Genomic DNA, 12739 nt, shown 5'->3' on the forward strand with positions numbered 1-12739 from the left:
AGCTTTTAGATAACCCGTTAACGGCTAAAAGCTATAAATCCAGTTCCAGCTGCTCCGGCAGCAAACGGAATGTTTTGCGGTGAAATGGCGTATCGCCAAATTCCCGGATAGCATCCCGGTGTTGCCTGGTAGGGTATCCTTTGTTCTCATTCCACCCAAAGTGTGGATATGTAGCATGTAACTGCTGCATATATTCATCACGATAGGTTTTGGCCAGAACGGAAGCTGCTGCAATGGAGGCGTATAAGCCATCGCCCTGTATAATACAGGCGTGTGGCGTATTGCCGTATGCATAAAAGCGGTTACCATCTACCAGTATAAATTCAGGTTGCTGCTGTAACTTCTCCAATGCCAGGTGCATGGCTTTGAAAGAAGCTTTCAGTATATTTATCTTGTCTATTTCCACATTATCCACACTTGCCACGGCATAACATACTGCTTTTTTTTCAATCACCTTTCTCAGTTTTTCCCGGTCGGACTGTTTCATCTGCTTGGAATCGTTCAGCAACGGATGTCTGAATTTCTTCGGCAGGATAACGGCTGCGGCAAACACCGGACCCGCCAGGCATCCCCTTCCGGCTTCATCACAGCCGGCTTCTGTTAGTAATTCCTGATAGTAAGACAGTAGCAAATTGAAATCTATTAAGCCGGGTAAAATTACAAGATTAATGTTCAAGGAACAAGGATTGTGGATTTTTGAAGTAATCCGGCCACCTTCTTTTAATCTTTTTTAAAGAGATCTTTAAAGTCCTGTTTGAAATCGGTCCACTCTTTATCGGATTTTTTCATCAGTTGGTCGGCGGCTTCCCGGGTGCTGTCCCATTTGTCGGCGCTGCTGTTTTTTACGTCGTCCAGCTTTTTATTCATCTGTGCTTTCAGTGTTTCCAGCTTTTTACGGGCAGCCACGCTTTTCTCGTCCCCGTCCTTTTTTAATTCCTGGGTGGTTTGGTCTATTTCTTTGATACGCTCCTGAATAGCTTCTTCCGCCTGTTTCTTTTGCTCAGATAAATAATCACCTGTACTGCTGGCGGCAGATTTTATTTCCTGCCCGGCTTCTTTAATATCTTCTTTTATTTCTTCTTTCTTTTCCTGCTGAGTGCTACTCTCGTTACAGGCAAATAGAGCGGCAATGCCCGCCAGTAAGAATACCTTTTTCATGTTCCGACGATTTTTTTTGTGATTTTTAAATACTGGCACAGCCTTCCGGCCGTACCCCTTTATCAAAACATATTCCAGTTTTTTTGTTTAGACCCTGATCATATTTTTATATTTATCAGATGTTTGCAGCCGTTGGTCCTTATACCTGCGCCCGGTAACGAAAAATTAGCTAGGTTTGAGGTCCTTAAAAAAACAAAACCTGACTTAATATGAGAAAAAAATTACTGGTTTTGCTCTTATTGCTTAGCGTAAGTATCAAATGGGCTAAAGCAGATGAGGGCATGTGGTTGCCTTATTTACTGGGGCAGCAAACGTACAACGACATGGTGAAGAAAGGACTGAAGCTAACGAAAGAACAGTTGTACAGTATTAATAAAGCATCCCTGAAAGACGCCATCGTTATTTTTGGTGGCGGCTGTACCGGTGAAATTGTAAGTAATGAGGGCCTCATTTTTACAAACCACCACTGCGGCTACGGCGCTATTGCCGCCGCCAGTTCTGTAGAACACAACTACCTGAAAAACGGTTTCTACGCAAAAAATAAACAGGAAGAAATTGCTTCTTCCCAGCTGTCTGTACAATTCCTGGTAAGAGTGGAAGATGTGAGCAAGGAGGTGGAAGATGCGCTGAAAGGACTTGATGGTGCTGCAAGAGCCCAGAAAGAACAACAGGTATATGGAGAAATTGTCGCTAAAACTATTGCCAACACCGGTTATGAAGCGAAGGTGGTGCCTATGTTCAAAGGCAATCAATACCTGCTGTTTGTATACGAGCGCTATAAAGATATCCGCCTGGTAGGTACGCCTCCCGAAAGCGTGGGTAAATTTGGCGGTGATACCGATAACTGGGAATGGCCCCGCCACACCGGCGACTTCTCCGTGTTCCGTGTATATACCGGTAAAGACGGCAAGCCTGCTGCCTATGCCGCTGATAATGTGCCTTTAAAGCCAAAACATTTCCTCCCCGTATCTATCAAGGGTGTAAAGGAAAATGACTATGCCATGATCTTCGGCTACCCCGGCGGCACCAACCGTTATGAAACTTCTTACGGCATACAGCTGAAAACATCCATCGAAAACCCTTCCGTGGTAAATCTCCGCGATGTAAGACTGAAGGCCATGTTTGAGCAGATGAAGAAAGATCCTGCGGTAAAACTGCAGTTGGCATCTTCTTATGCCGGGATCGCCAACTACTGGAAATTTTTTGACGGCGAAACAAAGCAACTGCAAAAACACGGCGTACTGGCCGATAAACAAAAACAGGAAGCTGCTTTTGCCAAATGGGCACAAGGCAAACCTGAATTTGCCAATATCCTTTCCGACTACGAGGCCGCCTATAAGGCATGGACTCCCTACGCCAAACAACGCACTTACCTGAATGAAGGTATCATGGGCTCCCCGGTAGCGGCTTTCGCAGCTTCTTTAACGGGCGTGGAAAGAGCATTGGTAACACCAGGCGCTCCCAAAGAAGCCGTTAAACAGGCAGTAGATGCAGCTGATAAAGCCCGTAAGACATTCCTGGAAGGAGAAAACAAACCATCCGACCAGAAAATCCTTGCAGCTACCTGTCATATGTTCTACACCGACATCTCTAAAGATCAACAGCCCATTGGTTTTTATGATGCGCTGAAAGCAAAATATGGCCCTCTTGATGAAGACAAAACATACAATACCTGGGCTGCTTCCTTAATGGCCAATACATTTATTTTTGATGATGCCAAATGGAGCGCATTTGTAGCAAACCCGGATGCAGTAACCCTGCAGAACGATCCGGTATTTGCCTATGCCAGCACATTCATCAAAAACTATGTAGGTAAATACCTGCCGTTATACGACCAGTTCAATACTAAAAATAACGATCTTGGCCGCGCTTACCTGAAAGGTGTTATGCAGATGAGTCCTAACGCCAACAGGTATCCTGATGCAAACTTTACCATGCGCTTATCTTATGGCCAGGTAAAACCATATTCTCCGCGTGATGCCGTGCATTACGACTATGTAACCACTATGAAAGGGGTTATAGAGAAATATGTACCAGGCGATTATGAATTTGACCTGCCTGAAAATTATGTTGACCTGTATAATAAAAAAGATTTCGGTCAGTACAAAGATGCTAAACGTAATGATATTGTAGTTGGCTTTATCACTACCAACGATATCACCGGTGGTAACTCCGGCTCTCCTGTTATCAATGCCAACGGCGAGCTGATTGGGCTCGCTTTTGATGGTAACTACGAAGCCCTGAGTCACAAAATTCAGTTTGATTCTGAGTACAATCGTACTATCTGTGTAGATGTACGTTATGTACTGTGGTGTATTGACAAACTGGGAGGTGCAAAAAATATTATCAATGAGCTGAAACTGGTGAAATAATCTGCGGGTAAGCATTTGATCAGAAAGTCCCGCACAGGTAGCCCCTGTGCGGGACTTTTTATTGCGGGTTAATTCTGTTTTACCCAAAACATTTTTTTGTTGCATGGTGTTATCTCCATAGGCTGTTTCCAACATCTAATAACAACCGTGCATGCATAAACGAATTTTACTCTTTGCTATCCTGTTTTTTATCTGTGTCTTTTCTGCCAACGCATCTGCATGGCCGCCGGGAGACACTACTGCCAGGGATTCGTCCATCGAAAAAATAGCCGGATTTATCAAGAAGATATCTTTCGGGGGTGTTTTCCAGGCCAGGTATACCGGGTCGTTGATACGTGATGTGGATGTAAACGGAATGCATCAGCCGGATGCAGAAGAAGTAGTACGAAACAGCTTCAGTATCAAGCGTGCCCGTTTACAGGCCAAAGCGCAGGTGAGCGACCGTTTTACAGCGGCAGTGCTGATTAACCTGGCTGAATTTTCCGGAGATACCAAAGGGAAGGTCCTTGAAAATGCGTATATCTCTTACCGTTGGAACGATGCAGTTAACTTCACCGTGGGGCAATTCCGGCCATCTTTTGGTTTAGAAGATCTGTACCCTGTAGACATTATCCAGTCGATGGATTTCTCCAACCAATATTATGCGTTCGGCAGCAACGGCTGGCAAAGCTTCCAGATCGGCATATCGATGTTCGGGGCGTTTAACAAGAACAGTAAGATCCCTATGAAGTATGCTGTTTCCGTGGTGAATGGGAACAACCGCAACCAGCCATCAGACAACGACAACGGTAAATTGGGAACGACCCGGCTGGAATTCGGAGAGATGAATAAACTTTCGCTGGGGCTGAATGGCGGCTTTGGCGCAGTGAAACGACAAAGCGTGTATGCTTTGGGGGTAGATGTGAGCGGAGTGATTCCACTGGCACCCAAATGGGATCTGCAGTTACAGTCGGAATACAAACAGGGTAACAATCATCAGCTCTACTACGCCCTGCCAGACAGCGTCCGCAGCGGGGAAGGAGTAAGCCGTTATATAATGGATGGGATATACGTACTTCCCAATTTACGCTACAAGATCAACTATCATAAGCTGACCTCTATCGAGCTTTCCATGCGGTATGAATATTTTGATGAAAACAAAAAACATGATGGCGCTATCCGGCAATCCTATATCCCCATGATCAGCCTGGCTTTTCTGAAAGATTACGGTGGCCGTATTCAGTTAGGAATGCAGATAGACCAGTATAACAAAGATATTCCCGGAACAAAAACGCATAACAGCAATCTGCTGATTGTGCAGGTACAATGCAGGTTTTAATAAATGTGAGTTTATATGAAAGAAATCAAGTATCCTCAACTGTTAATTACTCTCGCGGTGGGTTTGCTGATCTGGTTCATCCCGGCGCCGGAAGGAGTGAAGCCGGAAGCCTGGCATCTGCTGGCTATTTTCCTGGCAACCATTGTCGGTATTATTATGAAAGCGGCAAGCATGGGCACTATGTCGGTGGTGGCTATTACGCTGGTGGCCCTCACCGGCGTGCTGGCGCCGGGTGATCCGGCGAAATCCATTACGCTGGCGCTCAGCAGTTTTGGTGATAAAGTGATCTGGCTGATAGGGATTTCTTTTTTTATTGCGCGGGGATTTATTAAAACCGGTTTAGGAAAACGTATTGCTTACCTGTTCGTCCGGGTATTTGGCCGCAGCCCACTGGGATTGGCTTACGGGCTGGGTTTGGCCGACCTGGTTCTGGCGCCGGCGGTGCCCAGTAATACCGCGCGGGGAGGAGGTATTATTTATCCCATCATGAAATCTATGGCTATCAACTTTGGTTCCGTGCCGGAAGACCCGGCTACCCATCGCAAGCTGGGCGGCTATCTTACATTGAACAGTTATAACATGAATCTTATTACGTCTTCCCTGTTTTTAACAGGTACGGCGAGTAATCCCATGTGTCAGAAGTTTGCGAAAAACCTGGGTATTGATATCACCTGGATGTCGTGGTTCACAGCGGCAGTGGTGCCGGCGATTATTTCCATTATTGCAGTGCCATGGATATTGTATAAGATCTATCCGCCGGAGTTGAAGTCTACAGGAGATGCGCCTGCTATGGCATCTGAAAAGCTGAAGGAAATGGGGCCGGTACACAGGAACGAATGGTTGATGCTGCTGGCATTTGTGATCCTGCTGTTCCTGTGGATAACGGGAGATCTGTTTGGGATAGATGCTACCACTACCGCCCTGATAGGATTAGTATTCCTGCTTATATCACAGGTGCTTACCTGGGATGATGTGAAGTCGGAGAAAGGCGCCTGGGATACTATTGTATGGTTTTCTGCGCTGGTAATGATGGCCAGTTTCCTGAACAGCCTGGGTTTTATTCCGTGGTTCAGTGACCTGATCAAACAGAAAGTAGGTGGTATGAAATGGACAATAGCTTTCCCGATTATAGTGCTCGTATATTTTTACAGTCATTATATTTTCGCCAGCGCTACGGCCCATGTAGCGGCTATGTATTCCGCGTTTTTAAGTGTGGGTATTTCTGTAGGCATACCGGGTATGCTGCTTGCATTGGCGCTGGGATACTGCGGTGGCATCTTCGGAACACTTACCCATTATGGTCATGGACCTGCACCGGTATTTTTCGGAAGTACTTATGTAGATCTGAAAGACTGGTGGAGATGCGGGTTTATTCTGAGCATCGTGCTTATCCTTATCTGGATAGGCATTGGCGGCGGCTGGTGGAAAGTACTCGGCATCTGGTAAACGAATCGCAAAAAATATTTTTATGAGTCAATGGAACATAATAGAGCACAGGTTTTGAAGCAGTAAAATCATATAACCGTATACGTAATTCTACGTATTTTTTTGATAGCTTGTTTTTTTATTGGAGGAATGATTGTACCTTTGCGTCCGTTTGAATACCGAATATATACTGTTGCCGATAAGAGTTGCAATTGCAATAGTGTTAACCCCGGTGAATTATTTGTAACAGGGTTGTGACCCCCCAAAAAGAAGAAAAATAAGATGACACAGTTTAAATTGTTTGTGACAGCCCTTATGCTGTTAATTATGGCCATGACGGCTTGTTCCCCGAATTCAACAGAAAACACCGCTGAAGTAGTAACTGTAGAAGGACATGCAGGAAATTTCCTCCTGATCAAAGGACACGGTTTTAGTGAAGATTTGCACGAAAATAAAGTGAATTTTGGTAACGTACCTGCGCAAATTCTGCGTGCAGATGGTAACACCCTTTTGGTGCAGGTACCTGTGCAGAAGGCCACCACAGTGCCTGTAGTAGTTGCGGTAGGAAATAATGTATCCAACGCGATGTTGTTTGCATATCATCCCAAACTCGTAGCAGCGAAGTAAGCGTGATGAATTAAAAATTACGGATAGCGGTTTTATACACAGATAATAATGCGAAGAATTTCCTGCATTGGCGGAGCTGTGTATAAAACCGCCATTCGTAATAATGTTTTAATTTAGAGGCATGTATAAGGAATTCCGGCCACATCCGCTATTGACTGCATATGTAGACGCCTACTGGATAGGAGGGGGACTGCATTTTATGCAGCAGCGTATATTACCGGATACCTGTGCGGATATTATTTTTAATATTAGTGAAGACATTATTGCAGCTGACGAAACGCTGAAAATAATGCCAGGTAATGCTTTTGTAGTAGGCACCATGACCACCTTCCATGATACTATCCTTCATGCAAATACCTATTTGTTAGGAGTCCGTTTTAAGCCGGGAGGACTGAATAGTTTTACAGGGCTGCCTTTACAATTGATTACGGATGATCATGTTCCCTTGCGCGATATTGCTTCCGGATGGCATGTTGCACTGGAGCCATTGTTGATGAAGGCCCAGGGGATAGCCGCAAAACTAGCATGCCTGGAAAAGTTCCTCTTGCAGCGGTTGCCGGCCGGAAATATCATCTCCGGAAAAATGCAACATAGTATTGCGCAGATCAGGCAATCGAAAGGTGTTATAGCAGTAAATGTTTTAGCAGCACAGGTGTATATGAGTCCCCGTAATTTTGAAAGGCACTTTTTGCAGACAGCCGGCGTATCTCCGAAAACATTCGCACGTATTGTAAGATTTCTAAGTTTGAAGCAGCAGCTGAAAAGCCTCTCAAATCCTCACTTATTGTCGCTGGCGCTGGACCACGGCTTTTATGATCATGCACATCTCACCCGTGAGTTCAGGTCATTTGCAGGGGAAAGTCCTACCAGCTATATGCAACGGTGATGAATGAAAGTTTTTTTTGCAGATGTTATCATGTGGTAATTGAATTATTTTTAATGACCGATATTAAACACAAAAAAAGCAGCAAAGGTCACCCCTTGCTGCTTTTTCTATGATGGATTATGTGTAAATAATATTACAGTGTTTTATCCTGCATACCAAACATCACTACAATTTTCCCGTCTTTATAGAGGTTTAATGTTTGTTCCGCCACATCATACCGGAAGGAGTTATCACTGATGAGTTTCAGGAATTCAGCTTCGCGGCGCATTACATCTGCATCTGCACAGGCCATGCGGGTGCTGATGCCCTGTGTGAATTTTATTTCATCGCCGGTAGCGTTGTATCCGCCGGAAATGCTGTTGCAGCCGCCTTTGCCGTGGAAGCGTTTCTGATTGATATCAAATTCCAGCCAGATCCCGGAGTTACTTATTGTAGCATCATTCAGTTTGATCACGTTCCATTTTTTGCTGCCAATGAAAGCCCACTGGTTATTGTTTGACGCGTTTCCCTGCTGATCGTTACCATTACTTTCCAGCGTAAACTGCATCACTAATTTGCCGCCTTCGTAGAGGTCAATGGTTTCACCGTTTACGGTGTAGGTAAAGGTATGTCCGCCGAGTTGTTTCAGGAAGTCGGCTTCACGGTGCATTACATCTGCATCGCCGCACATCATGCGGGTGCTCATGGCTTGTGTGAAAGTGATCTTATTTTTAATGGCGGTATAGCCACCGGAAATATTGTTACAGCCGCCTTTGCCACTGAAACGTTTTTTGCCTTCATCAAACTGCAGCCATATACCGGAGTTGCTGATTACTCCTTCATTGATCATTTTCAAGGTCCATTTTTTATTACCAACAGCTGCCCGGTTGTTATTGGAAGTGCTGCCATCTTTTTCTTCCAGGCGGAACTGCAGTACGGTATTGCCATTTTGGACGAGGTTCAGGGTTTGTCCTGATATGGCATATTGAAATGTTTGATCGCCTAACTGTTTCATGAAGGTGGTTTCGCGGCGCATCATGTCTCTGTCGGGGCAAGCCATCAGTGTGCCGGCAGTTTTGGAAAAAGTGATATTGCTGCCGGAGGTACTATATGCGCCCATCATACTGTTGCAACCACTTTTACCGTGAATACGTTTCTGACCGGCGTCGAACTCCATCCAGATGGCGCCATCGGAAATGGCTTCATTATCCATTTTTACCAACACCCATTTCTTTCCGGTGATAGCTGCTGAACCGGTATTGCTGATCTTCTTTTTTTCCAGCACTTTGGCGAGGGTATATTTCAGGGAAGAGCCATCTGCCGGTGGGTTCTTTACCCGGGTAATTTTTACCCTAAGCTTATAACGGTAGCCAGGGGTATATTTAAAGCCGCTGATATTGGTATATAAGTTTGACCAGTCTGCATCATTTACTCCTTTTATCTGCAAACATTCCATGGGAGCCACGCCGGTACAGGGTTCCTTTGATTCTTTTACATAGATGACCTGCGTTTTGGGGGGTGATTGTTTGCTTTGTACCGGGGCCATAAAGGTGGTGGCAAGAGTGATTGCTAATTCCAATAACATAAAATATAGATTTTAATAGTTAACAACAAAAGGAGTCATGAGGTTGTCTCTTTTGAAGGATTGTACTGTATTTTGCAAAAACGCTGCCAGTCTCACTTTCAGGCCCTGGTATTACCTGGTGCTGCTATGGTGGGTCGTTTGACGGGTCTTCCCGATTTGTTTGATGATAGATTCGTAATATCCCAGTTTATCTTTACCGGGCAGGCTTACAATGGTCACATCATTTGCGGTGAGCAGGTCCAGTTTGAATTTAGAGGTTGCCACATATTCTTCCGGGATATAGTAGAAGATGTGATTGGGAACCGGCACGTTTTTATGATGAAACTTTTGCCGTGCCCTGTAGGTGAGCAGCCACCAGAGATCAGTTTCCACAAAGTCGAGCGACAGTCCGAAGATGTGTATATCCTCTGTGAAAAAAAGATCTATCCAGGAGTGAAAATATACTTCCCGGGAGTGAATGCGCCGGAGCAGGGAGGGCTTGGGTACTTCTTTGGAAGAGTACACGGTGCCACTTACCACGTAATTGCGCATCAGTTGTAACTGGCCGCCATAGTGTTCAAACCCCAGATTTATGCTCATGGGGTTGAGGCAATCGCCGTGAATATGCCAGTAATGGATATTATCTACTTCATATCTCCTGAAAATACTGTAAAACTTTTCCTTGATGACGCTGGTGTTTTCTAATGGTATTTGCCCTTCCAGCGTGAATTCATAGTTGGTGGTCAGGATATGTGCCGGCTTCAGTTCGCGGATAGCGCTGTGCAGCGGGTTGGCCTTTATTTCCGCTGCTTTGATGGCGATGAAAGACTTGAGATCTTTTTCTCTGATACGGTGATTTTTACTGGCGGTTAGAAAGATTTCTTCATACAGGAGCGGAAAAGGTTTTTTATCATCCAGTTCCACGCAATCGCCGGCGTGGCAGAAGGTGATGATGTCCTGCAGCAGGTCTTTCCAGCTTTGGCCGCGTGAGATGTTGTTGATGTCATTTCCGATTAATAATACAAGGTTTTTCATAGTACATGCCATCTTTTAGGGGTGGATAAACCGGAAGGTGAGGTTAATTCTTCCGTTTGATACTTTAGTGGTTTTCGGGACCTGGTGTTCCCAGTATTGCTGTAATGGTCCTTTCATGATGAGCAGGGAACCGTGTTGCAATAATAATTCATACTTCCGTTGGTGATCACTTTTATAGCGCAGCTGAAAGCGGCGGGCTGCGCCAAAGTTCACCGAGGCAATTACCGGGTGATGGCCCAATTCCGGTTCATCATCTGCATGCCAGCCCATAGAGTCGTTGCCGTTGCGGTAGAGGTTGAGCAATACGCTGTTGAACTGTTGGCCGCTCACCGGCGTTATGCGATCGCGTATCTGTTGTAATTCTGCTGTCCATGCTTGGGGGGAGAAGGTGTTCCCGGAGAACTTGTAGGAGCTGGCAGTGTCGCCATACCAGGCCATTAAACGTGGGAATAACACCTCTTTGCCGTACATTTTCATGGATTCCTGTTTCCAGGTGATGGTTTCCTGCAATACCTGCATAAAATGGTTGCTTTCCGCCAGGTTAAAAAACTGCGGATGGTAAGCCAGCTCTCCATTCAGTAATGCAATCTTCCCGGCACCCTCATCGTTAAAAAAACTTCCCTGCACATTCATAACACAAATTTACAACCGTGCTACGCACTGTATATGTCTAGTTATTTATCGGGTGTATTATCTTTCCATGCCCAAAGGTAGCGACAGGCATGTGTGCGGTAAGGCGACCATTTTTCAGAGATTTTGACCAGCTTCTCCCGGAATGCTTTTTTGTCTTCCCGGTTCAGCTTGTAGATTTTAATCATCGCCTGCTGTAATCCCCAGTCGTCCATGGCAAATACGTCTTCGCGGCCCAGGTAAAACATCAGGAGCATTTCTACTGTCCAACGGCCAACGCCTTTGATTTGTGTGAGATAGGCAATCACTTCGTCGTTCCCCATCTTTTTAAGCTTGCTGTCGGTCAGTTTTTCGGCGATGATAAACGCTGCCACATTTTGGACGTAGGTTACCTTGGCATTGGATAAACCGATACCACGAAGGGTTAATGGCGCGGTATCCAGTATCTGCTGTGCTGTTGGCTCCCGGCCGCCGTAGAGGTCGAGGAACCGGGAATAGATGACGTCTGCTACTTTGGTGGACAGCTGCTGGCTCATAATGGAGCCAATCAGTTTCAGGCAGATGTTTTTTCGTATAGTCAGCTCCGTTAAAGGGCCATTGATAATTTTCTGCAGCTTTTTATCTTTGCTGAGATGGGCTACATAATGTACCGGAATGGCTTCCGGGGTGCTTTTGGACCTGGGCATAAAACTATTTTTAGCGTTAATACGTCACATCACTCTTCACCCCGGACCCTCCGGTTATTAATAACTAAACGGCTGTGTATAGATTACCTGCAACAGTGTTTGTCCGACTGCCTGCAGCGTTTTCTTGTCAATCACATCCATATTGTCGTTTTGTGTATGCCAGTGAGGAGCAAAGTCGTTGTTCGACTGTAACGCAATGATATCGAATGTTGGGATATTAGCGATGGTATTTACCGCGATATGGTCGTCCGTGATAAATGCGCCATTATTTTCATAGCGGAATATATCAGAATAGCCGAGTTTATTGGCTACATCCCAGAACATTTTCATCTGGGCGCCTGCATATTGTTTGGAGGAGCCTTCCATATAGAACTGGGTGCCACGGCCGCCTACCATGTCCAGCAGGATACCGTAGTTTGCTTTATAGCCGGGAATATGCGGATTTTTCGCCCAGTACTGGGTACCTAAGCAAAATGAGTTTTCGTCATTTTTAGCGCCGTAATCTTCCACGTCTACCAGCAGGATATCCACGCCGGCTTCCGGTTTTTGTTTACGGAACTGCCTGGCTGCTTCCATCAGTACGGCAACGCCGCTGGCGCCATCATCGGCACCGTCCAGCTTCTTTGTTTTATCAAAGGCATCTTCATCTGCCCAGGGACGGGTATCCCAGTGAGCCAGCAGTAAAACACGCTGCCTGGCGGCGGGGTTGAAGCTGGCGATGATATTGATGCAGGGCAGTTTTTCGTTTTTGGGACCGGTAACGGTAGTGCGCTGCACATACACGGAATCTGCCCAATTGCGTAAGCTGCTGATCAGCCAGCTGGCACATTTCTCCTGCGCAGGCGTATTGGGTATCCTGGGTCCGAAACTTACCTGCTGTGCGGTGTACGCATATGCAGAATCTGCCTGGAAAACGGGTACCGGTACATCCACTTTAGCTACCTTGCTTTCGCCGGTACTGTCGGTGGTGTTATCGGTTGTCTGACTATTCTGCTGGCAGGCGCCGGCCGTTAAGGCCAGCGCTGTCAGTGTAATAAGAGCTTTACGCATTATCTTCCG

At 45.8% G+C, this 12739-nt stretch carries 12 protein-coding genes; 5 read left to right on the top strand and 7 right to left on the bottom strand.

Going from position 1 to position 12739, the window contains the following annotated elements:
- Positions 1–31: 31 nt before the first annotated feature.
- Together QFZ48_RS11370 and QFZ48_RS11375 are read right to left on the bottom strand one after the other, a co-directional pair.
- Entirely contained in the window at positions 32–631 is a 600-nt protein-coding gene (locus QFZ48_RS11370) for a ribonuclease HII (protein ID WP_370908781.1), read from the bottom strand.
- 89 nt (positions 632–720) lie between these two features.
- Positions 721–1158 carry a hypothetical protein gene (locus QFZ48_RS11375; protein ID WP_429042949.1) on the bottom strand — a complete coding sequence of 146 codons (438 nt, stop codon included), beginning with the start codon at positions 1156–1158 and terminating at the stop codon, positions 721–723.
- A 209-nt stretch (positions 1159–1367) separates the two neighbouring features.
- On the opposite strand from QFZ48_RS11375, the gene QFZ48_RS11380 reads away from it, so the two are divergent.
- The 5 genes from QFZ48_RS11380 (at position 1368) to QFZ48_RS11400 (ending at position 7786) form a co-directional block, all read left to right on the top strand.
- Positions 1368–3530, top strand: a complete 2163-nt coding sequence (locus tag QFZ48_RS11380; protein WP_429062328.1) for a S46 family peptidase — start codon at positions 1368–1370, stop codon at positions 3528–3530.
- A gap of 151 nt (positions 3531–3681) precedes the next feature.
- Positions 3682–4848, top strand: coding sequence for a porin (locus tag QFZ48_RS11385; RefSeq protein ID WP_429062331.1), 1167 nt, complete (start codon positions 3682–3684; stop codon positions 4846–4848).
- A gap of 15 nt (positions 4849–4863) precedes the next feature.
- Positions 4864–6294 (top strand): anion permease, encoded by a 1431-nt coding sequence (locus QFZ48_RS11390; protein WP_429042938.1) that lies wholly within the window; start codon positions 4864–4866, stop codon positions 6292–6294.
- 261 nt (positions 6295–6555) lie between these two features.
- Positions 6556–6900 (top strand): IPT/TIG domain-containing protein, encoded by a 345-nt coding sequence (locus QFZ48_RS11395; protein ID WP_429042935.1) that lies wholly within the window; start codon positions 6556–6558, stop codon positions 6898–6900.
- Between the two features lie 121 nt (positions 6901–7021).
- The gene (locus QFZ48_RS11400; RefSeq protein WP_429042934.1) at positions 7022–7786 is read left to right on the top strand and encodes an AraC family transcriptional regulator; all 765 of its coding nucleotides are present in this window, start codon (positions 7022–7024) and stop codon (positions 7784–7786) included.
- Positions 7787–7919: 133 nt separating this feature from the next.
- Here QFZ48_RS11400 and QFZ48_RS11405 read toward each other — a convergent pair whose 3' ends face one another.
- The 5 genes from QFZ48_RS11405 to QFZ48_RS11425 form a co-directional block, all read right to left on the bottom strand.
- Positions 7920–9350: an META domain-containing protein gene (locus QFZ48_RS11405; RefSeq protein WP_429062334.1), complete on the bottom strand. Its 1431-nt coding sequence runs from the start codon at positions 9348–9350 to the stop codon at positions 7920–7922.
- 111 nt (positions 9351–9461) lie between these two features.
- The gene (locus QFZ48_RS11410; protein ID WP_429042930.1) at positions 9462–10364 is read right to left on the bottom strand and encodes a hypothetical protein; all 903 of its coding nucleotides are present in this window, start codon (positions 10362–10364) and stop codon (positions 9462–9464) included.
- Positions 10365–10379: 15 nt separating this feature from the next.
- Positions 10380–10997: an alpha-ketoglutarate-dependent dioxygenase AlkB family protein gene (locus QFZ48_RS11415; RefSeq protein ID WP_429062337.1), complete on the bottom strand. Its 618-nt coding sequence runs from the start codon at positions 10995–10997 to the stop codon at positions 10380–10382.
- A 41-nt stretch (positions 10998–11038) separates the two neighbouring features.
- Entirely contained in the window at positions 11039–11680 is a 642-nt protein-coding gene (locus tag QFZ48_RS11420) for a DNA-3-methyladenine glycosylase family protein (protein ID WP_429062338.1), read from the bottom strand.
- A gap of 57 nt (positions 11681–11737) precedes the next feature.
- Positions 11738–12730: a M28 family peptidase gene (locus tag QFZ48_RS11425; RefSeq protein WP_429062339.1), complete on the bottom strand. Its 993-nt coding sequence runs from the start codon at positions 12728–12730 to the stop codon at positions 11738–11740.
- Between the last annotated feature and the right edge of the window lie 9 nt (positions 12731–12739).

This window comes from Chitinophaga sp. W2I13 (assembly GCF_050434005.1).
Lineage (GTDB): Bacteria > Bacteroidota > Bacteroidia > Chitinophagales > Chitinophagaceae > Chitinophaga.